We start from the raw sequence: 19,323 nt of genomic DNA, 5'->3' as shown, positions 1-19,323 counted from the left end.
TCGTGGCGACTCAGGGGCCGTTTTCTACATCAAATCAGCCTGTTTCGCGACTTTGAAACATTTTCCTCCCTCAAGTTCAGGCTGACACAAAAACGGCCATCTGAGGATGGCCGCTTCTTAACTTTATTAAAGGCCAGATCACGCCTTGTCGATGCCTTTTTTCAGTGCATCCTTGGCTTTACCAACCGCCTGCTGGGCTTCGCCTTTCTTTTCCTGCATCACGCCTTCGGCGCGCAATTTGTCGTTACCGGTGGCCTTGCCCACCCCTTGCTTGACGTTGCCGGCGGCTTCATTGGCCATGCCTTTGACTTTATCGGTTGTGCTGCTCATGGTGATTCTCCTGTGAACAGTTCATTGGGAAGAAAAGTCGTTACACAAGGTTGACCGAGGGCTTTTGCAGGGAGTTTCATTTATTTTCACCACGACATTTCATCGTTCAGTGCAGGTTGCGCTTTATGTTTGCGGGCCAACCCCCGAGAATGCGCAACACGTTCAGGCCATGGCGCTGAAGATCCAATCCCGTAGGAATGTTATGAAACTCGATAAAAAGCAGGCCATTGCCCGCAGAAACCAGGAACTCGGCGGTGCTGTGCTTGGCGTCAACAACTGCCACTTCGCCGAATTGAACCGTAATCGCAACATCTGGTGGTTCGACCTCCCGGTGACGCGCCTGGCAATCGGTCAGTACGAGTGGATCCACCTGCTGATGCACACGCCGGCCACCGACGAACTGCTGCACCTGAAAGTGCCGACCGTGTTCCTGCGCGAGAAGCTCGAGGGGCTGGTGGTACGCAATGAAGGCAAGCGCAAGGCGGCATTGAGCCTGGAACTGAGCGCCGACAAGGACTCCTTCCTGCAAGACATGCGCCCGGCGGGCACCAACGTCAACTTCGCGCCGTTTCGCCAATAATACGCAGAACCCTTGTGGCGAGGGGGCTTGCCCCCGTTCGGCGGCGCAGCCGTCGCCAATTCAATCTGCGCGGTGTGCCTGAGTTACCGCAACTGCAGGATTTGGGGCCGCTTCGCAGCCCAACGGGGGCAAGCCCCCTCGCCACAAAAGCCCCTTCGCCAAAAGTCGGCACCAACAAAAAGCCCCGCATCTGCGGGGCTTTTTGTCGGTTACGCGGTGGCTTTCTTCGCGTTGATCTTCTTCAGCTCTTCATCGCGCAATTCACGACGCAGGATCTTGCCGACGTTGGTGGTCGGCAGTGCATCGCGGAACTCCACGGAGCGCGGGACCTTGTAGCCGGTGACGTTGGCGCGCATGTGCTCCATCACCTGCTCCTTGGTCAGGGTCACGCCTGGCTTGGCGACGATGAAAATCTTGATCGCCTCGCCCGATTTCTCGTCCGGCACACCGATGGCCGCGCATTGCAGCACGCCCGGCAGGGTCGCCAGCACGTCTTCGAGCTCGTTCGGGTACACGTTGAAACCGGACACCAGGATCATGTCTTTCTTGCGATCGACAATGCGCATGTAGCCATCAGGCTGGATCAGCGCGATGTCACCGGTCTTCAACCAGCCTTCGCTGTCGAGGATTTCATCGGTGGCTTCCTGACGCTGCCAGTAACCCTTCATGACCTGCGGACCCTTCACGCACAGTTCGCCGATTTCGCCCATCGGTTGTTCGACACCGGCATCGTTGATGATTTTGCACAGGGTCGACGGCACCGGAATGCCGATGGTGCCAATCTGGATGTGCTGGATCGGGTTGACCGTGGCCACCGGGCTGGTTTCGGTCATGCCGTAGCCTTCGCAGATGGCGCAACCGGTGACCGCCTTCCAGCGTTCGGCCGCGGCCAGTTGCAGGGCCATGCCGCCCGACAAGGTGACTTTCAGCGCGGAGAAGTCCAGCTTGCGGAAGCCTTCGTTGTTGCACAGCGCCACGAACAGTGTGTTCAAACCGACGAAGCCGCTGAACTTCCACTTCGACAGTTCCTTGACCATCGCCGGCAGGTCGCGCGGGTTACTGATCAGGATGTTGTGGTTGCCGATCAGCATCATCGCCATGCAGTGAAAAGTGAACGCATAGATGTGGTACAGCGGCAGCGGCGTGATCAGGATCTCGCAACCTTCATTGAGGTTGGACCCCATCAGCGCCTTGCATTGCAGCATGTTCGCCACCAGGTTGCGGTGGGTCAGCATCGCGCCCTTGGCCACACCGGTGGTACCGCCGGTGTATTGCAGCACCGCGACATCGCTGCTGGCCGGATTGGCTTCCGCCACTGGCTGGCCCTGGCCTTTGCTCAGCACGTCGTTGAACTTGACGGCTTTTGGCAAGTGATAGGCCGGCACCATCTTCTTCACGTACTTGATGACGCTGTTGACCAGCAGGCGCTTGAGCGGCGGCAGCAGGTCGGCGACTTCGGTGACGATCACGTGCTTGACGCCGGTTTTCGGCACAACGGTTTCCGCCAGGTGCGCCATGTTGGCCAGGCACACCAGGGCCTTGGCACCGGAGTCGTTGAATTGGTGTTCCATCTCCCGCGCGGTGTACAGCGGGTTGGTGTTGACCACGATCAGCCCGGCGCGGATGGCGCCGAAGACGGCAACCGGGTACTGCAACACGTTGGGCAGTTGCACGGCGATTCGATCGCCTGGCTGCAAATCGGTATGCTGTTGCAGGTAAGCGGCAAACGCACCGGACAATTCGTACAGTTCACCGTAGGTGAGTGTCTTGCCCAGGTTGCTGAACGCCGGCTTGTTGGCGAAGCGTTGGCAGGATTGCTTCAACACTGCCTGAATATTCGGATACTCGTCTGGATTGATGTCGGCAGCAATTCCAGCTGGGTACTTATCCTTCCAAAAGTCTTCGATCATGGAAGCCCACTCCTCAGCAACGCGAATTCAGCACCGCATTTGATGCGATTATTATTGGTGTTTGGTCATTGGTGAATCTGGCTGATAGAAGGCCGAGAAGTCACAAAGCGCGCCGAGAGTAGCAGCTTTGCCAAGGGTCGACTAGAGCCAAAAGCGGCCTCTACGGTCACATTTGTGACTCAAGACTTGAAGCGAGTCATTTTAGAGCAAAAATTCTATAACCTCCTTGGAAGCCCCGGAAATTGGGGGCTCAAAGCAAAAGATCGCAGCCTTCGGCAGCTCCTACAGAGGAATGCGATCCTTGTAGGAGTTGCCGAAGGCTGCGATCTTTCGGGACCGCCTCGACCTACAACCGGCTACGCGATATCACGCAACTCCCGCCGCAGGATCTTGCCCACTGGCGTCATCGGCAGCGACTCACGCAGCACGATGTGCTTCGGTACTTTATACGCCGTGAAGTTCTCCTTGCAGTAAGCCTTCAGCTCTTCAAGGCTGACGCCCGCTTCACGGGCCACCACGAACAGCTTCACCGCCTCCCCCGACCGTTCGTCAGGCACACCGATGACCGCACAGTTGGCGACGTTCGGGTGAGCCATCACCACGTCTTCGATTTCGTTCGGGTACACGTTGAAACCCGAGACAATGATCATGTCCTTCTTGCGGTCAACGATGCGCACGAAACCGTCCGGGTCGATCACCGCAATGTCACCGGACTTGAACCAGCCCTCGGCATCCAGCACTTCGGCCGTGGCTTCAGGTTTCTGCCAATAGCCCTTCATGATCTGCGGGCCCTTGATGCACAACTCGCCGCGCTCACCCAAAGGTTGCTCGACGCCGTCATCGCTGATGACTTTCAGCGTGGTGCCCGGCACCGGCAGGCCGACAGTGCCGATCCGGGACTGCTCGCCATAGGGGTTGGTACAAGCCACCGGCGAGGTTTCGGTCAGGCCGTAACCTTCGGTGATGCGGCAACCGGTCAGTTGTTCCCAGCGCTCGGCGGTGGCCTTGACCAGTGCGGTGCCACCGGAGTTGGTGAGCTTGAGGCTGGAGAAGTCCAGGGTCTTGAAATCCGGGTGATCCATCAGCGCAACGAACAGTGTGTTGAGCCCCAGCAGCGCCGAGAACCGCCAGTTCTTCAGCTCCTTGATGAAGCCGGCGATGTCCCGTGGATTGGTGATCAGCACGTTGTGGTTGCCCGTCACCATCATGCACATGCAGTTCGCTGTGAAGGCATAGATGTGGTACAGCGGCAGCGGCGCGATCATCACCTCCTGGCCTTCACGCAGCAGCGGCTGACCGTCGCTGGCCGACTGGCTGAGGCAGGCCCGTGCCTGTTGCATGTTCGCCACCAGGTTGCCGTGGGTCAGCATCGCGCCCTTGGCCAGGCCCGTGGTACCGCCGGTGTATTGCAGCACGGCGATGTCGTCGAGGCCGACCTTCAGCGGTTTGATGCCCAGGCCACGGCCCATGCGCAATGCGCTCTTGAAAGAGACAGCCTGGGGCAAGGAATAGTCCGGGACCATCTTCTTGACCTTGCTCACCACTGTGTTGACCAGCCAACCCTTGGCGGTGGGCATCAGGTCGCCCATCTTCGCTTCGATCAGGTACTGGATGTCGGTATCGGGGAGCACTTCCTGGACTTTCTGGCCGAACATGTTCAGGTACACCAGCGCCCGGGCACCGGAATCCTTGAACTGGTGACGCATTTCCCGCGCGGTGTACAACGGGTTGGTGTTGACCACGATCAACCCGGCGCGCAAGGCGCCGAACACGGCAATGGGGTAATGCAGGACGTTGGGCATCTGCACGGCGATGCGGTCACCCGGCACCAGGTCGGTGTGGGCTTGCAGGTAGCCGGCGAAAGCAGCGCTCTGGCGTTCCAGTTCGGCGTAGGTCAGGGTCACGCCCATGTTGCTGAACGCAGGGCGGTCAGCAAACTTCTTGCAGGAACGCTCGAACACCTCGATCACCGACTTGTAGGCACCCAGATCGATATCCAGGGGGACGCCGGCCGGGCGTTTGTCATTCCAGAAATCAGGTTGCATTGTTCTTGTCCTCTTTACCTGAATCTATCCGGGGCCGTCTTTCTGTCATTTCTCCCTGATCCTTCAAAGGCAGAAAGCGAAAAGCGGAGCTTCACGGACACTAGCAGCTATGGCGATTCAGGCAAATATGCGCAAAGCCGTCATTGATCGCGTGAATCTTCCTGCCTTGCTGTGGGCTGATCAGACGCATGCAACGGGATGCGCTATACAATGCAACGACTCAGTGCAAAGGAGCCGCCATGATCCATGACACTTTCTGGTTGACCACGAGCGACCACAGCCGCCTCTTCGTCAACCAGTGGCTACCCGACGGCAGTCTCAAGGCAATGATTCTGCTGGCCCATGGCATGGCCGAACACAGCGGCCGTTATGGCGCCCTGGCGCAAAAGCTCTGTGATCAGGGCTACGGCGTGTGCGCGCCGGACCTGCGTGGACATGGCAAAACTGCCGAAAACGGGACGCTGGGGCATTTCGCCGATGACGACGGCTGGTGCAAGGTCGTCAGCGACCTGGCGTGCCTCAACCAGCACATCGGCCAACAGCACCCTGGCATACCGATCATGCTGCTCGGTCACAGCATGGGCAGTTACATAGCCCAGGCCTATCTGCTGCACCACAGTGCCAGCCTGCACGGGGCCATCCTCAGCGGCTCGAACTTCCAGCCCGTGGCGCTTTATCGCGCGGCACGGCAAATCGCCCGTTTCGAACGGCTGCGCCAGGGCGGCAAAGGCCGCAGCGCATTGATCGAATGGCTGTCGTTCGGTTCGTTCAACAACAAATTCAAACCGGCACGCACGCCGTTCGACTGGCTCAGCCGTGATCCGGCGCAGGTCGACCTGTACGTCAACGACCCGCTCTGCGGTTTCCGCTGCACCAATCAACTGTGGATCGATTTGCTCGGTGGCTTGCAGCAAATCAGCAAAGCGTCCAATCTCGCCCAGATCGACCCAGGCCTGCCGCTGCTGGTGATTGGAGGGGAATGTGATCCGGTGAGCGAAGGCAAACGTCTCAAGGATCTGGCCGACGCGTTGCGGGCGGCCGGCAGCCAGCACCTGCAACTGACCGTTTACCCGCAGGCACGGCACGAACTGTTCAACGAGAGCAACCGCGATGAAATCGTCGCCGATGTACTGAGCTGGATTGCCCAGGCCTTGAGCACCCCTCGGCCGCACCGATCCGAATAGTTTTTTTGTGAATTATTTAATTCGTCACAGGAATTGAGACAGATGACCCAGGTTACCAACACCCCTTACGAAGCCCTTGAAGTGGGCCAGACCGCCAGCTTCAGCAAGACGGTCGAAGAGCGTGACATCCAGTTGTTCGCCGCGATGTCCGGCGATCACAACCCGGTGCACCTGGATGCCGAATACGCTGCCAGCACCATGTTCAAGGAGCGCATCGCCCATGGCATGTTCAGCGGTGCGTTGATCAGTGCGGCGGTCGCCTGCGAATTGCCTGGGCCCGGGACCATCTACATCGGCCAGCAAATGAGCTTTCAGAAACCGGTGAAGATCGGCGACACCCTGACCGTGCGCCTGGAAATTCTGGAAAAGCTGCCGAAGTTTCGCGTGCGCATTGCCACTCGCGTGTTCAATCAGCGGGATGAACTGGTGGTGGATGGCGAAGCGGAAATCCTCGCGCCACGCAAGCAACAGAGCGTGACGCTGACGGAGCTGCCGGCGATCAGCATCGGCTGAAATAGCTAAAAAATCGCAGCCTGCGGCAGCTCCTACGAGGTTTCATGTATCCATAGGAGCTGCCGCAGGCTGCGATCTTTTGATCCTGAATTTCATTTGAACGTTATGAACGCGCACGCGCCTGGTTACGCAGGGCTTTGACCTGATCGTGATTGCGTTGCGCGCCATGGTACTGACGCTCAACCAGGTCACGAATGCCCACCAGGTTGTGCTTGTTGATTTTTTCCATGGCATCCCGATAAGCCTTCAATGCATGGTCTTCACCGCGTTCGGCTTCATTGAGCACGGCCTCCTCGCCCTTGCCGGTGAACATCGACTTCACGTCGACCCAGCGACGGTGCAGGTCACCGCTGACACTGGTTGAGGTTTCCGGATCGCCACCCATCGAACGCACCGCGGACTGCAACTCCGCAGCGGCCGTCGCACAATCGGTCGAACGCTTGATAAACAGGGTTTTGAGTTCAGGGTGCTTGATGTCTTCAGCGCAAGTCTTGAACCCGGCCTGACCGTCCTTGCTGGTTTCAATCAGGTCATTGAGTACAGAAATCGCTTCTTTATTCATGTCAGTCATTTTTCAATTCCTTCGGTGGATGAAAGATGCAATGAGTACTGCACCCTGCATGCCAGCTCGGAATCGTTTAACTATTCGTTATTTTTCAAACAGTTACCCATTAACCAAAAATCTGTATCCGTTTTATTTGCATGATCTGTCATTTGGCCTGCATGCAGAATGCCTGTATTTTCCAGACTGACTGAATCAAGACGACCGATCGATGAACCCTGAAAAGCTCGAACTGCTGATCACCCGTGAAATGCCCTTCGGCAAATACAAGGGTCGAATCATTGCCGACCTGCCCGGCCCTTACCTGAACTGGTTCGCCCGGGAGGGTTTCCCTCACGGCGAATTGGGCGGCCTGCTCGCCTTGATGCAGGAAATCGATCACAACGGTTTGTCGGACTTGCTCGAACCGCTGCGCGCCAAACACGGCAAACCGGCCCCGCGTCACTGAATCACCTACCGAGCACCCTCATGCCTGACAACACCCGCCGCGCCCGTGATGAAGCCTTCTGGCAAACCTTTGCCGACCGCTACGATGTCGAACCCGGCCCGCTCAACCTGGAGAACGGTTACTTCGGACGCATGTCGCGCACGGTCGTCGAGGAGTACCAACGCAACATCGAGCTGATCAATCGCAGCAATTCGGTGTACGTGCGCCAGCGCTTCGAACAGGGCGACAGCCTGAAGATCCGTGCGCAACTGGCCAGGTTGACAGGCGTCCCCGGCGACAGCATCGCCCTGACCCGCAACGCGTCGGAAGGCTTGCAGTCGCTGATCCGCAACTACAACCGGCTGCAGCCCGGCGATCAGGTACTGTTTTGCGATCTGGAATACGACACGGTCAAAGGCGCCATGCGCTGGCTGGCGCGTAATCGCGGCGTTGAAGTGATCGAAATCGAACACGCACACCCGGCCACCTTCGACAGCCTGCTGAACACCTACCGCGAAACCTTCGCCCGGCACCCACGGCTGAAGTTGATGGCCCTGACCCACGTCACCCATCGCACGGGCCTGGTGATGCCGGTGCAGGCGATTGCGGCCGCTGCAAAGGAACAGGGCATCGACGTCATCCTCGACGGTGCCCATGCCCTCGGCCAACTCGACTTTGACCTGACAGAACTGGGCATCGCCTTCGCCGGCTACAACCTGCACAAGTGGATCGGTGCACCGCTGACGCTCGGCTATATCTACATCGCCCCCGAACGCCTGGCCGACATCGACCCGGACATGGGCGAGATGCACTTCCCGCCCACTGACATTCGCGCCCGAACCTCGTACAGCACCCCCAACATCCCGGCGCTGCTGACCCTGCCGCTGGTGCTCGAAGAACATTGGGCAATGGGAGGGGCCGCAGCCAAGGGCGCACGGCTAAATTATCTGCGCAACCGCTGGGTCGGTGCGGCGCGCCGGTTGCCAGGCATTGAAGTCCTGACTCCGGATGACCCGCGCCTGTATTGCGGCATCACCTCGATGCGCTTTACCCGGCAGGCTGACCAGCAAGTCATGACCGAGCGCCTGCTCCATGAGTACAACCTGTTCACCGTGACCCGCAGCGGTGCGGCATGCGGTCCGTGCATCCGCATTACACCCGGGCTGACGACCAGGGCGGCCGACATGGATGTATTGGCCAGGGCGCTGACTGAACTGGGCTGACGTCAGACGGTGTACTTGTCAAAGTCTTCGGGTTTGATCTGTGTCGACACGGCGAACGTATCGATGCCGATGTTCATCTGCCCGAAGTAGCCGTCTTCAGCCGAGTCCCGCCCCAGGGTATGCACGTTCAAGGTCGATTTTTCACCGCCCATGGTTGTATAAAAAAAGTCCTCAGCGTTGGTCAGTGCCGGCACACTGCGGCCGCTGTACGGTCGGCTGTTGAGTACAGAGCGCGAGGCCACCTCAGGCAGGTAAAGCTGCCCGACCCAGGCGACATGCCGCTCTTGCAGATAGTTGTTGCCAGCGGTAATGCGCACGGCAACGTGAATGTGCAAGGCGCGGCCGGCATAGAAACCCGGATAGATTGTGGTGAAGCGCACGATGCCCGACTTGTCGGTGAACTGCCCGCCGCGCAGGTAGGTATCGTCGTCGGTGCGCGGAACAGCACCAATGTCGCCGGAATCGACCTCGACATCAGGGTTGATCTTGCTCCAGCCCGAGTACGCACCTCGTGCATTGCAGTGCCAGATGTCCACGAGCGCATCAGGGACCGGCTCACCGGTCATGGCATCGACAATCGTCAGGCGCAGCAGCAACGGAACGCCTTCGGCGCCTTCGCTGATGTTTCTGCGGATCAGTTTCGGATTGCGGAAATAAGGGCCGGCAATCTGTTCGGGGGACAGCAGGTAAAGCGGTGCCGCGGGTGCAACTGGGGTGGTAGCGTCCATGACGTTCTCTCTTCCATAAGATGAACGCAGGCTAGCACTGGCCGAAAAGCGCAATGCGGTAACTATGTATCGCAGAATTTCCACATCCCCTGCGGCAGCTCCTACAGGGGGATTGCATTTTGGCGGGCAAAAAAAAACGGTGCACCGACCAAGCGCACCGTAAAGCCGTAGAACACACAACGAAGTGTAGGGTGAAGCGATCAGTCCAGCAGCGCCAAGGCCTCGGCGGTGCATTCCTGAATGCGGGCCCAGTCGCCGTTCTTGATCCACTCCGGATCAAGCATCCAGCTACCGCCCACGCACATGACGTTTTTCAGCGCCATGTAGCTCTTGATGTTGGCAGGTCCTACGCCGCCAGTCGGGCAGAATTTCACTTCGCCGAACGGGCCGCCCAACGCCTTGATGGCCGCAACGCCACCGCTGACTTCGGCCGGGAACAGCTTGAAGCGGCGGTAACCCAGGCCGTAGCCTTCCATGATGCCCGAGGCATTGCTGATGCCTGGCAACAGTGGAATCGGGCTGGCGACGCTGGCTTCCAGCAAGTCGCGGGTGATGCCCGGCGTGACGATGAACTGCGAACCCGCCGCTTCCGCCGCCGCCAGCATCTGGCGATCCAGCACGGTGCCGGCACCGGTCACCAGCTCCGGACGCTGCTCGCGCAGAATCTGGATGGCCTTGAGGCCGAATTGCGAACGCAGGGTCACTTCCAGGGCTGTCAGGCCACCGGCCGCGAGCGCGTCGGCCAGCGGCAGGACGTCCTGCTCGCGGGCGATGGTGATCACCGGCAGGATCCGCGCTTTCGCGCAGAGGCTGTCGATCAGGGCAACTTTGTCCGCCATGGAAACGGTCGGGGATGGGTTTGTCATAGCGGCTGTTCCTTGGCTCATGGGCACCAGAAAATCTCTAACGTGGGTTGCAGAAATGCGCGCACCGGCATTGCGGCGACATCGTCGCCGGCCAGTGCGGTACTCAGGGTGGTCAGCTTGGACTGACCGGAAATCGATAGAACCTTATGCTTGGCCGAAGCCAGCAACGCGCGGCTCATGGTCAGGCGCTGGTGCGGCACGGTCGGCGCCAGCATCGGCCAGCAACGACGGACGCCATCGGCCTGCAATGCCTCGGCAAGGTTGGGGCTGTTGGGGAACAGCGACGCGGTGTGGCCGTCATCGCCCATGCCGAGGATCAGCACGTCGATCACCGGCAGTTCGGACAGCAAGCGGTCAGCCTGTTCCGCCGCCTGTTCAAGGTTGGCGCTGGCGCTGTACAGGCTCAGGAACTGCGCCTTGGCCGCAGGCCCTTGCAACAGATAACGCTTGATCAGGCCCGCGTTGCTGTCGGCGTGTTCCACCGGCACCCAACGCTCGTCGGCCAGGCTGACCACCACGTTCGACCAGTCCAGCGACTGCTTGGCCAGGTGCTGGAAAAACGCCACCGGACTGCGGCCACCGGAAACCACCAGGGTCGCAGTGCCCTGGGTGTCGATCGCGTCGCTCAATTGTTTGGCCACATTCAGTGCCAGGCTTTCAGCCAGCAACACCGGGCTCTTGAACGCATGGGCGCTGACGCCCTGCGGCAGTTTCAGTTTAGATATCGCCATACCACGACCTCCCGTCCCGCGTGATCAGAGCAATGGAGCTCATCGGCCCCCAGGACCCGGCCGCGTACGGCTTGGGCGCATCACCGGATTTTTTCCACCCGGCAATCAACTGGTCACACCACTTCCACGCGGCTTCGATTTCATCTTTACGGACAAACAGGTTCTGATTGCCGCGCATCACTTCCAGCAACAACCGCTCGTAGGCATCGGGAATCCGTGCGCTGCTCCAGGTGTCGGAAAAATTCAGCTGCAACGGACCGCTGCGCAGCTGCATGCCTTTGTCCAGGCCTTGGTCTTTGGTCATCACGCGCAAGGAAATGCCTTCGTCTGGTTGCAGGCGAATAATCAGCTTGTTGCTGATTTGCAGGCGCTGCTCGGGAGCGAAGATGTAGTGCGACGGTTCCTTGAAGTGGATGACGATCTGCGACAGCTTCTGCGGCATGCGCTTGCCGGTACGCAGGTAAAACGGCACGCCGGCCCAGCGCCAGTTGCGGATGTCGGCACGCAGGGCGACGAAGGTCTCGGTATCGCTCTGGGTGTTGGAATTGGGTTCTTCCAGGTACCCCGGCACCGCTTTGCCTTCGCTGTAGCCGGCGATGTACTGGCCACGCACCACCTGGGTGGTCAGGCCTTCCGGGCTGATCGGCGCCAGGGCCTTGAGCACCTTGACCTTCTCGTCACGGATGCTGTCGGCGGACAGGTCGGCCGGCGGGTCCATGGCGATGAGGCAGAGCAGTTGCAGCAGGTGGTTCTGGATCATGTCGCGCAGCTGGCCGGCCTTGTCGAAGTAACCCCAGCGACCTTCGATGCCGACCTTCTCGGCCACAGTGATTTCCACGTGGGAGATGTAATTCTGGTTCCACTGGGTTTCGAACAGGCTGTTGGCGAAACGCAGGGCGATCAGGTTCTGGACGGTCTCTTTGCCCAGGTAGTGGTCGATGCGGTAGGTGCGGTTCTCCGGGAAGAACTGCGCCACGGCGTCGTTGACCTTGCGCGAGGATTCCAGGTCCGAACCGATGGGCTTTTCCAGCACCACGCGGGTGTTTTGCGCCAGGCCGACCTTGGCCAGGTTCTCGCAGATTGCGCCGTAGACGGCGGCCGGCGTGGCGAAGTAGGCAATGACCCGTTGCGTGGTACCGGCCACTTCGGCCAGGGCCACATAATCTTCGGACTTGAGGAAGTCGACGTGCAGGTAGCTCAGGCGCGCCAGAAAGCGCTCGAGCACGGCTTCATCCAGCTCTTTGGCACCGACATAGCGGCGCAGCTCGGAGGCGATGAACGTCAGGTGTTCCTGCTCGCTGCCCGGCTCACGGGCCAGCGCGATGATTCGCGTGTCCTCATGCAACAGGCCGGCGCCGTCGAGTTGATAAAGGGCAGGAAACAGCTTGCGCAAGGCCAGATCGCCAAGGGCGCCGAACAAGGCAAAGGTGCACGGTTCAACCGTAATCGAGAGCATGATGTTTGTTCTTTTATCAAGTTAAGCTACAAATACCTTTTTTCAAGGCATCACTCAAGGGAAAATGTAGTAATAACCACAACATTTTCGCAAAATACAGATTCCGAGTGGTGGTCGGTCTGAGCCATCAGTAGGATAGGCCACCGTCATGGGCCTCACCAAAGGCCCTTTTTGCATTAGCCGCGCGCTTATCGGCGCCGGTGAATCAAGGATACTTATATGGACCGCGTGCGAAATTTACTGGAGCAAATCCAGAATCGCCTTGAAGAGCTGAACAAGGCCGAGCGCAAAGTCGCCGAGGTGATCCTGCTCAACCCGCAGCAGGCCACCCGCTTCAGCATCGCCGCCCTCGCCCAGGCCGCCTCGGTCAGCGAGCCGACGGTCAACCGTTTCTGCCGTTCCTTCGGCGTCAGTGGCTACCCCGAGCTCAAACTGCAACTGGCCCAGAGCCTGGCCAGTGGTGCTGCGTACGTTAGCCGCGCGGTGGAGGCCGATGACAATCCGGAGGCCTATACCCAGAAAATCTTCGGCAGCGCCATCGCCTCGCTGGACAGCGCCTGCCAGGCACTGGACCCGAACCTGATCAGCCGCGCCGTCGACCTGCTGATCCAGGCCCGGCAGATCCACTTCTTCGGCCTCGGCGCCTCGGCTCCGGTGGCCCTGGACGCGCAGCACAAGTTCTTCCGCTTCAACCTCGCCGTCACCGCCCACGCGGATGTGTTGATGCAGCGCATGATTGCCTCGGTGGCCCATACCGGCGAACTGTTCGTGATCATTTCCTACACCGGACGCACCCGCGAACTGGTTGAAGTGGCGCGTATCGCCCGGGAAAACGGCGCTTCCGTGCTGGGCCTGACCGCCGAGAACTCGCCGCTGGCCAAGGCCAGCACCCTGAGCCTGAACATTCCGCTGCCGGAAGACACCGACATCTACATGCCGATGACGTCGCGGATCATCCAGCTGACCGTGCTGGACGTACTCGCCACAGGCATGACGTTGCGCCGGGGCGTGGATTTCCAGCCGCACTTGCGCAAGATCAAAGAGAGCCTGAATGCCAGCCGGTATCCGGTGGGGGATGAGTTCAATTAATTAAAAGATCGCAGCCTTCGGCAGCTCCTACAGGTGCACACACGCCCTTGTAGGAGCTGCCGAAGGCTGCGATCTTTTGATGTGCTGTTAACCCCCCACCCGCGCCTGCAAACTCAAATGCGCCCGCTCCCCCGGCGCCAGACTCAAACTGTCCGTCCCGCCACTTGCGGCTTCTACACAAACAAATTCGGATATCTCGTTCCAGGTCACGCCGAGCAACGGCCGCGAACCGGGATGCCACACCACCGTGTCGGCCGTTTTGCCCGTGTCGATGCACAACGCCCGCTGCCAGGCGTGGTCGTTGAGTTGTAATTCGCCGTCATGCTGGAACACCCGCTGGCAACCGCCGTCCACGCGCAACTCGCCTTCCTGCTGACAAACCTGTCGGCTCAACTGGTCATAACCCTGCGCGCCTTCGAGCCCAGACAGCGCTATCTCACTGATATCGCCTATACGCCAGTAAGCATGCAAAGCCTGGCTCATCTGGCACGGCATGTCGTCCTGATGCTCGGTGCTCAGGCGCAAGTCCATGCGCTCACCCAGGTGCGCGTGCAGGTCCACCTGCCAGTCGCACAACTTCAGCTGCCAGTGCAACCGCACGCCTTCGTCGTCACTGCTGCTGTCGAGCAGCTTCCAGTCGAGCAGTCGCGCCCAGCCATGGGACGGCCAGGCGTTTTCGCTCGGATGCCGGCCATACCAGGGCCAACACACCGGCACACCACCGCGAATGGCCCCGACCTGCGGCCACTTTGCCGCGCACCACAGCCAGGGCTTTTGCCCCTTGGGCTGGAAGTGCAGCAACTGCGCGCCCTGCCGACTGAACACCGCCTGACACAGCGGATGATCGATCACCAGCACATCGCGCATCTGATAGCGCTCCCACGCAAACACCGGACGTTCGCGCAAGGATTTGAAGAAGCGTTGTAGCGGATGCTCAAGCATGTGCCACGGTCCTGAAAATCGTCTGTCACCGGGGTGCGCGGCCCGCAAAAAAAAGCGGACAGCCATGGCTGTCCGCAAATATGCGCACATGGAGAGAAGCTTATCGCAGACGCGTTAGAACACCGACTGAATTTTCAGGCCGGCCACCAGCGCGTTGTCCACTTCATCCACACCACCCGGGTGAGTGACGTATTGCAGGTTGGGACGTACGGTCAGCCAGTTGGTCACGTGGAAGCCGTAATTGATCTCGTAGTTGTATTCGGTTTCACGAATGGGCGAGAACAGCGGATTGTCGTATTCCGAAACACCGTTGGTCGCGTTGGTCAGCTCGGCGTTTTTCTTCACGTCATCGTTGACATGGATACGGGCGAAACCGATGCCCACGTCATCCTTCGGACGTGCGTCGAACGGGCCCTTGTACACGAACATCAACGACTGGTAGTTGTCGATGAAGTTAGTGTCCTTGTCGTGGAAGGTGGCGTTGGCCGCGATGTTCAGGCCACGGGATGCATCGCCATTGTGGCTGGTGAGTTGCTGTTGCGCGACGAACCAGTAGCCGTGCTTGCTATCGTGGACGCGATAAGGGTTGCCAGTGGTCGCGGCATCCTGGCCGTTGTCGTCCTTGAGAACGTCATCGGCATTGGCTGTGCTTTTGTAGTAACCGACACGGTATTCGCCCGGCAGGTTGTTGACCTTCGGCGACCAGACCAGCTCGACCGGCAACACGGTGCCCTCAGTGCCGCTGCCGCTGAGCTTGAAGCCGTTACCGTGTTCCAGTTGCGTCGGGTTCTGGTTGTACGCACCAATCTGAGCATAGAGCTCGTCATTGATGTGGTACTTCACCCGGATCGCCGCCTGGCTGACCGGCCAGTTGTACCAGATGTTGGTGGCCCAGTTACCGACCTGGGATCCGCAGAACGCCAGGTTCTGGAATTCGCACGGGAAGGTGTTGAAGTCTTCACCTTCACCGAAGTAACCGGCCTTGACGTCCAGTTTGTTGTCGAAGAACTGGTGCTGAATCCACAACTGGGTCAGACGCACCATGTGGCCACGACCGTAGACTTCCTGGGAGGAACTCAAGGTGCCGGCACGCGGGTCGCCGATACGGTCGTTGGAGATGTTCTCGCCGTTACGGTTGGTGAGCTGGATCTTGGCCTGGGTATTGTCCCAGCCGAACAGTTTTTCCAGGTCCAGCGCCGCGCCCAGGCCAAACTGGTCGGCGTAGCGCGCGGTCTTGTCATCGTTGAAGCCGCCATGCAGGTTACCACCGACTTCACCGACGTAGTCCATCTTGATGTCGATGCCTTGCTCGATCAGCTTGGTACGCTCGCCACCCCAATCGCCCGTCATCCACTTGGAGTCGGAGCTGAACGCTTCATCGGCCATCGCATTGCCGGCCAGAACCAGTGCTGCCGCTGCTGAAACCTGGCAGATCAACCGGGCCTTGTTCTTCATCTTCATCCCTACATCCTCGTTTTATTGTTATTAACTTTTCTTTTTTTTAACGCGGTTACATCCGGTGCAATGCGCGACAGGCCGCGCATTGCGAATCCCCCCCTGTAGGAGCGAGCTTGCTCGCGAGAAACCTGAGAACACCGTGGGGTGTCAGGTTTCCAGTGTCATCGTTGACGTCCATCGCGAGCAGGCTCGCTCCTACAGGTTTGTTCTTCAGCGGCCTTTGAATTGGGCGACGTTGGCGCTGTGCGCTTCGGTTTTCGGCACGCCGGCCACCCCCAGGCGCTCCCCTGTCCTGGCATCGAACAGCAGCACTTTCGCCGGATCGAATTGCAGGGTCAGGGTCTCGCCCACCGCAGGCGCCACATCCGGCGCCAGACGGCAGCAGACCTTGGTGTCATTGAGGTTGACGAAGACCAGGGTGTCCGGCCCCGTCGGTTCGGTGACCTGGACTTCGGCACGAATGGTCGGCAAACCGTTCGCTTCACCGTTGGCCAGGATGATCTGTTCTGGGCGCATGCCGAGGATCACTTCGCGGTCTTCAAGACCGGCGTCCTGCATGCCCAGCGGCAGCTCGCAACGGGCCTGGCCGCTGTCGAGCAGTGCCAGCAGGCGACCGTCCTTGCGCTGCAGGCGCAGCGGGATGAAGTTCATCGGTGGCGAACCGATGAAGCTCGCCACGAAGAGGTTGGCCGGGTTGTTGTAGATGTCCTTCGGCGTACCGAACTGCTGGATGATCCCGTCCTTCATCACCGCCACCTTGTCGCCCAGGGTCATGGCTTCGATCTGGTCGTGGGTCACGTAGACCGTGGTGGTTTTCAGGCGCTGGTGCATCAATTTCATTTCGGTGCGCATCTCGACCCGCAGCTTGGCGTCGAGGTTGGACAGCGGTTCGTCGAACAGATAAATCTTCGGCCGCCGCGCCAGGGCACGCCCCATCGCCACACGCTGCTGCTGGCCGCCGGAGAGCTGGCCGGGCTTGCGGCTGAGCAAGTGTTCGATCTGCAGCAGCTTGGACACTCGGGCGACTTCTTCGTCGATTTCCGCGGTCGGCATTTTGCGGATCTTCAGGCCGAAGGCGATGTTGTCGCGCACGCTCATGGTCGGGTACAGCGCGTAGGACTGGAACACCATGGCGATGTCACGATCCTTGGGACTCATGCCACTGATGTCGGCGTCATCCACCAGGATCGCGCCGCCGCTGATGGTTTCCAGGCCGGCGATGCAGTTCATCAACGTGGATTTACCGCAGCCCGACGGGCCGACCAGGATCAGGAACTCACCGTCATCGATTTTCAGTTCGATGTTTTTCAGGGTGTCCGGCAAGCCGGGGCCGTAGGTCTTGTTGACGTTGCGTAATTCGAGAGTTGCCATCTTTCTACCCCTTGACCGCGCCGGACGTCAGCCCACGCAGGAAATACTTGCCAGCGAATATGTAGACCAGCAGTGTCGGCAGCCCGGCGATCATCGCGGCGGCCATATCAACGTTGTATTCCTTGGCCCCGGTGCTGGTGTTGACCAGGTTGTTCAGGGCCACGGTAATTGGCTGTGCATCGCCGCTGGCGAAGACCACGCCGAACAGGAAGTCGTTCCAGATCTGGGTGAACTGCCAGATCAGGCAGACCATCACGATCGGGATCGACATCGGCAGCAGGATTTTCAGGAAGATCGTGAAGAAGCCTGCGCCATCGAGCCTTGCGGCCTTGACCAGCGCATCCGGAATGCTCACGTAGTAGTTGCGGAAGAACAGCGTGGTGAACGCCAGGCCGTAGACCACGTGCACCAGCACCAGGCCGGTGGTGGTGTTGGCCAGGCCGAACTTGCCGAGGGTGAACGAGGCCGGCAGCAGCACAGTCTGGAACGGCAGGAAGCAGCCGAACAGCAACAGGCCGAAGAACAACTGCGAGCCACGGAAGCGCCACATCGACAGCACGTAGCCGTTCATTGCCCCAATGAAAGTCGAGATCAGCACCGCCGGCACGGTGATTTTCACCGAGTTCCAGAAGTAGCCGCCGACCACGTCCCAGGCCTTGATCCAGCCGATGCCGTCGATCACGGTCGGCCAGCTCAGCAGGTTGCCGGTGCGGATGTCTTCCGGGGATTTGAAGCTGGTCAGCAGCATCACCACCAACGGGATCAAATACACCGCAGCCGCCAGCAACAAAGTTGCGTAGATCGCGATACGGCTGAAACTGATGCCCGATTTTCCGAGTTGATTAGTCATGGCGTTTGCCTCGCAGCTCGGAGTACAGGTACGGCACGAGGATGGTCAGCACGGCGCCGAGCATCAGCATGGCGCTGGCCGAACCGATGCCCATCTGGCCACGGCTGAAAGTGAAGGAATACATGAACATCGCCGGCAGGTCGGATGAATAACCCGGGCCGCCCGCAGTCATCGCCGCGACCAGGTCGAAGCTCTTGATCGCGATGTGCGCCAGGATCATGAAGGCACTGAAGAACACCGGACGCAGGCTCGGCAGGACGATCTTCAGGTAGATGGTCGGCAGGCTCGCACCATCGACTTGCGCGGCGCGGATGATCGATTGATCGACACCGCGCAGGCCGGCCAGGAACATCGCCATGACAAACCCGGAGGCTTGCCACACGGCGGCGATCACCAGGCAGTAGACGACACGATCCTGATCCACCAGCCAGTCGAGACGAAAGCCTTCCCAGCCCCAGTCACGCAGCATCTTGTCCAGGCCCAGGCCAGGGTTGAGCAGCCATTTCCAGGCGGTACCGGTGACGATCATCGACAGCGCCATCGGGTACAGGTAGACGGTGCGGATGAAGCCTTCCTTGCGAATGCGCTGGTCCAGCAGCACAGCGAGGAACACGCCCAGCACCAGGCTGATGCCGATGAACATGCCGCCGAACACCGCGAGGTTCTTGCTCGCGACCCACCAGCGGTCGTTGTCCATCAGGCGCATGTATTGCTGCAGGCCGACCCACTTGTAGCTCGGCATGAAGCTGGAATTGGTGAAGGACAGAATGAACGTCCAGATGATGTAACCGTAGAAGCCAACCAACACGATCAGCATGCTCGGCGCGAGTACCAATTTGGGTAGCCAGCGTTGCAGCGCATCGAACGGTGAGGCTTTGCTGAAAACCGCCACAGAGCTCATCGGGATAATCCAGGTTTAGAGAAATGAATCGACACGGTGATCCCTTGTGGGAGCGGGCTTGCTCGCGAAAGCGGTGTGTCAGCCGACATCAATGTTGAATGTCAGTCCGCATTCGCGAGCAAGCCCGCTCCCACATTGGGTCAGGCTGTGTCAGGGA

Annotated in this window: 19 protein-coding genes; 6 read left to right on the top strand and 13 right to left on the bottom strand. The window is 59.6% G+C overall.

From position 1 onward, the window contains the following. Window positions 1-138: 138 nt before the first annotated feature. Window positions 139-330 (bottom strand): CsbD family protein, encoded by a 192-nt coding sequence (locus KW846_RS10500; RefSeq protein ID WP_102675617.1) that lies wholly within the window; start codon window positions 328-330, stop codon window positions 139-141. Window positions 331-532: 202 nt separating this feature from the next. On the opposite strand from KW846_RS10500, the gene KW846_RS10495 reads away from it, so the two are divergent. After that, window positions 533-910 carry a hypothetical protein gene (locus tag KW846_RS10495; protein WP_008054262.1) on the top strand — a complete coding sequence of 126 codons (378 nt, stop codon included), beginning with the start codon at window positions 533-535 and terminating at the stop codon, window positions 908-910. A 209-nt stretch (window positions 911-1,119) separates the two neighbouring features. Here the strand turns inward: KW846_RS10495 and fadD1 are convergent, their stop codons facing one another. Both fadD1 and fadD2 read right to left on the bottom strand, forming a co-directional pair. Then, window positions 1,120-2,820, bottom strand: coding sequence for a long-chain fatty acid--CoA ligase (gene fadD1, locus KW846_RS10490; RefSeq protein ID WP_218478093.1), 1,701 nt, complete (start codon window positions 2,818-2,820; stop codon window positions 1,120-1,122). A gap of 356 nt (window positions 2,821-3,176) precedes the next feature. Next, window positions 3,177-4,865, bottom strand: coding sequence for a long-chain-fatty-acid--CoA ligase FadD2 (gene fadD2 / locus KW846_RS10485; RefSeq protein WP_015096560.1), 1,689 nt, complete (start codon window positions 4,863-4,865; stop codon window positions 3,177-3,179). 239 nt (window positions 4,866-5,104) lie between these two features. Here fadD2 and KW846_RS10480 point away from each other — a divergent pair, with 239 nt between their 5' ends. Together KW846_RS10480 and KW846_RS10475 are read left to right on the top strand one after the other, a co-directional pair. Then, the gene (locus tag KW846_RS10480; RefSeq protein ID WP_218482173.1) at window positions 5,105-6,049 is read left to right on the top strand and encodes an alpha/beta hydrolase; all 945 of its coding nucleotides are present in this window, start codon (window positions 5,105-5,107) and stop codon (window positions 6,047-6,049) included. Between the two features lie 42 nt (window positions 6,050-6,091). Beyond that, a complete protein-coding gene (locus tag KW846_RS10475) occupies window positions 6,092-6,562 on the top strand; it encodes a MaoC family dehydratase (RefSeq protein ID WP_007974451.1) in 471 nt (156 codons plus the stop codon). Between the two features lie 103 nt (window positions 6,563-6,665). Here the strand turns inward: KW846_RS10475 and KW846_RS10470 are convergent, their stop codons facing one another. Then, on the bottom strand, window positions 6,666-7,133 hold the full coding sequence (locus KW846_RS10470; protein WP_095967929.1) for a PA2169 family four-helix-bundle protein: 468 nt from the start codon (window positions 7,131-7,133) through the stop codon (window positions 6,666-6,668). Between the two features lie 202 nt (window positions 7,134-7,335). Between KW846_RS10470 and KW846_RS10465 the strand changes: the two genes are divergently transcribed. After that, entirely contained in the window at window positions 7,336-7,572 is a 237-nt protein-coding gene (locus tag KW846_RS10465) for a DUF3820 family protein (protein WP_003227425.1), read from the top strand. Window positions 7,573-7,592: 20 nt separating this feature from the next. After that, window positions 7,593-8,774 (top strand): aminotransferase class V-fold PLP-dependent enzyme, encoded by a 1,182-nt coding sequence (locus KW846_RS10460; RefSeq protein WP_218482172.1) that lies wholly within the window; start codon window positions 7,593-7,595, stop codon window positions 8,772-8,774. Between the two features lie 2 nt (window positions 8,775-8,776). Here KW846_RS10460 and KW846_RS10455 read toward each other — a convergent pair whose 3' ends face one another. The 4 genes from KW846_RS10455 to zwf form a co-directional block, all read right to left on the bottom strand. Further along, entirely contained in the window at window positions 8,777-9,502 is a 726-nt protein-coding gene (locus KW846_RS10455) for an intradiol ring-cleavage dioxygenase (protein ID WP_218482171.1), read from the bottom strand. Between the two features lie 200 nt (window positions 9,503-9,702). After that, window positions 9,703-10,368: a bifunctional 4-hydroxy-2-oxoglutarate aldolase/2-dehydro-3-deoxy-phosphogluconate aldolase gene (locus KW846_RS10450; protein WP_104449181.1), complete on the bottom strand. Its 666-nt coding sequence runs from the start codon at window positions 10,366-10,368 to the stop codon at window positions 9,703-9,705. Window positions 10,369-10,385: 17 nt separating this feature from the next. Further along, complete coding sequence (gene pgl, locus KW846_RS10445) at window positions 10,386-11,099, bottom strand: 6-phosphogluconolactonase (RefSeq protein ID WP_007974444.1); 714 nt, start codon at window positions 11,097-11,099, stop codon at window positions 10,386-10,388. Next, complete coding sequence (zwf, locus tag KW846_RS10440) at window positions 11,086-12,555, bottom strand: glucose-6-phosphate dehydrogenase (protein WP_104449183.1); 1,470 nt, start codon at window positions 12,553-12,555, stop codon at window positions 11,086-11,088. Before zwf ends, pgl begins: the two co-directional genes overlap by 14 nt. 228 nt (window positions 12,556-12,783) lie before the next feature. On the opposite strand from zwf, the gene KW846_RS10435 reads away from it, so the two are divergent. Further along, window positions 12,784-13,644: a MurR/RpiR family transcriptional regulator gene (locus tag KW846_RS10435; protein ID WP_170948639.1), complete on the top strand. Its 861-nt coding sequence runs from the start codon at window positions 12,784-12,786 to the stop codon at window positions 13,642-13,644. 87 nt (window positions 13,645-13,731) lie between these two features. On the opposite strand, the gene KW846_RS10430 is transcribed toward KW846_RS10435, so the two are convergent. The 5 genes from KW846_RS10430 to KW846_RS10410 all read right to left on the bottom strand — a co-directional run bounded on the left by KW846_RS10430 (window position 13,732) and on the right by KW846_RS10410 (window position 19,166). Beyond that, a complete protein-coding gene (locus KW846_RS10430; RefSeq protein WP_116582942.1) occupies window positions 13,732-14,586 on the bottom strand; it encodes a D-hexose-6-phosphate mutarotase in 855 nt (284 codons plus the stop codon). 114 nt (window positions 14,587-14,700) lie between these two features. After that, window positions 14,701-16,047 carry a carbohydrate porin gene (locus KW846_RS10425; protein ID WP_218482170.1) on the bottom strand — a complete coding sequence of 449 codons (1,347 nt, stop codon included), beginning with the start codon at window positions 16,045-16,047 and terminating at the stop codon, window positions 14,701-14,703. A gap of 207 nt (window positions 16,048-16,254) precedes the next feature. Further along, window positions 16,255-17,415: an ABC transporter ATP-binding protein gene (locus KW846_RS10420; RefSeq protein ID WP_007974435.1), complete on the bottom strand. Its 1,161-nt coding sequence runs from the start codon at window positions 17,413-17,415 to the stop codon at window positions 16,255-16,257. Window positions 17,416-17,419: 4 nt separating this feature from the next. Beyond that, window positions 17,420-18,265: a carbohydrate ABC transporter permease gene (locus tag KW846_RS10415; RefSeq protein WP_007974434.1), complete on the bottom strand. Its 846-nt coding sequence runs from the start codon at window positions 18,263-18,265 to the stop codon at window positions 17,420-17,422. Further along, window positions 18,258-19,166 (bottom strand): carbohydrate ABC transporter permease, encoded by a 909-nt coding sequence (locus KW846_RS10410; RefSeq protein WP_007974433.1) that lies wholly within the window; start codon window positions 19,164-19,166, stop codon window positions 18,258-18,260. Before KW846_RS10410 ends, KW846_RS10415 begins: the two co-directional genes overlap by 8 nt. Window positions 19,167-19,323: the final 157 nt, after the last annotated feature.

This window comes from Pseudomonas sp. PDM32 (assembly GCF_019219225.1).
Taxonomy (GTDB): Bacteria; Pseudomonadota; Gammaproteobacteria; order Pseudomonadales; family Pseudomonadaceae; genus Aquipseudomonas; species Aquipseudomonas laurylsulfatiphila.
This window is presented reverse-complemented; position numbering and strand designations above follow the sequence as displayed.

Excerpts from the sequence above, each read along its gene's own strand:
- KW846_RS10500 (WP_102675617.1), bottom strand. The coding sequence starts at position 330 with ATGAGCAGCACAACCGATAAAGTCAAAGGCATGGCCAATGAAGCCGCC.
- KW846_RS10495 (WP_008054262.1), top strand. The coding sequence starts at position 533 with ATGAAACTCGATAAAAAGCAGGCCATTGCCCGCAGAAACCAGGAACTC.
- fadD1 (WP_218478093.1), bottom strand. The coding sequence starts at position 2,820 with ATGATCGAAGACTTTTGGAAGGATAAGTACCCAGCTGGAATTGCTGCC.
- fadD2 (WP_015096560.1), bottom strand. The coding sequence starts at position 4,865 with ATGCAACCTGATTTCTGGAATGACAAACGCCCGGCCGGCGTCCCCCTG.
- KW846_RS10480 (WP_218482173.1), top strand. The coding sequence starts at position 5,105 with ATGATCCATGACACTTTCTGGTTGACCACGAGCGACCACAGCCGCCTC.
- KW846_RS10475 (WP_007974451.1), top strand. The coding sequence starts at position 6,092 with ATGACCCAGGTTACCAACACCCCTTACGAAGCCCTTGAAGTGGGCCAG.
- KW846_RS10470 (WP_095967929.1), bottom strand. The coding sequence starts at position 7,133 with ATGACTGACATGAATAAAGAAGCGATTTCTGTACTCAATGACCTGATT.
- KW846_RS10465 (WP_003227425.1), top strand. The coding sequence starts at position 7,336 with ATGAACCCTGAAAAGCTCGAACTGCTGATCACCCGTGAAATGCCCTTC.
- KW846_RS10460 (WP_218482172.1), top strand. The coding sequence starts at position 7,593 with ATGCCTGACAACACCCGCCGCGCCCGTGATGAAGCCTTCTGGCAAACC.
- KW846_RS10455 (WP_218482171.1), bottom strand. The coding sequence starts at position 9,502 with ATGGACGCTACCACCCCAGTTGCACCCGCGGCACCGCTTTACCTGCTG.
- KW846_RS10450 (WP_104449181.1), bottom strand. The coding sequence starts at position 10,368 with ATGACAAACCCATCCCCGACCGTTTCCATGGCGGACAAAGTTGCCCTG.
- pgl (WP_007974444.1), bottom strand. The coding sequence starts at position 11,099 with ATGGCGATATCTAAACTGAAACTGCCGCAGGGCGTCAGCGCCCATGCG.
- zwf (WP_104449183.1), bottom strand. The coding sequence starts at position 12,555 with ATGCTCTCGATTACGGTTGAACCGTGCACCTTTGCCTTGTTCGGCGCC.
- KW846_RS10430 (WP_116582942.1), bottom strand. The coding sequence starts at position 14,586 with ATGCTTGAGCATCCGCTACAACGCTTCTTCAAATCCTTGCGCGAACGT.
- KW846_RS10425 (WP_218482170.1), bottom strand. The coding sequence starts at position 16,047 with ATGAAGATGAAGAACAAGGCCCGGTTGATCTGCCAGGTTTCAGCAGCG.
- KW846_RS10420 (WP_007974435.1), bottom strand. The coding sequence starts at position 17,415 with ATGGCAACTCTCGAATTACGCAACGTCAACAAGACCTACGGCCCCGGC.
- KW846_RS10415 (WP_007974434.1), bottom strand. The coding sequence starts at position 18,265 with ATGACTAATCAACTCGGAAAATCGGGCATCAGTTTCAGCCGTATCGCG.
- KW846_RS10410 (WP_007974433.1), bottom strand. The coding sequence starts at position 19,166 with ATGAGCTCTGTGGCGGTTTTCAGCAAAGCCTCACCGTTCGATGCGCTG.